The following is a 298-nucleotide window of genomic DNA, read 5'->3' as shown; positions in this document are numbered from 1 at the left end:
CCTGGGGGAGTTCCTTGCCGGTTGCGTACGCCGCCCACCAGGCGTCGTCCCGTGCGGTACGGGTGAACCAGGTCCGGGTCACCCACCGTTGGCTGCCCTCGCCCGCGAGATGCTCGCTGCCCCGGCGGAGGTGACCTGCGGCGGTGAGGTTGCGCAGGGCGGTGCGGATGGCGCACTGGCCGTACGCGGGGACGACCTTGGCCAGCGTCTTGACGGAGATGTCCGCACCGTCGGGGAGCCGGTCGATGTACGCGGCGATGGCGGCTTCGCGGCCGGGGAGGTGAGGGAAGGGGCGATC

At 72.5% G+C, this 298-nt stretch carries 1 pseudogene; it reads right to left on the bottom strand.

Annotated features, from left to right (window positions below):
• Positions 1–298 (bottom strand): annotated as a pseudogene (locus J0695_RS41210) (hypothetical protein); the annotation flags it as partial.

The organism is Streptomyces beijiangensis (genome assembly GCF_017315755.1).
Classification (GTDB): Bacteria; Actinomycetota; Actinomycetes; order Streptomycetales; family Streptomycetaceae; genus Streptomyces; species Streptomyces beijiangensis.
The sequence above is the reverse complement of the archived record's forward strand: the minus strand, read 5'-3'. Positions and strand labels throughout refer to the sequence as shown.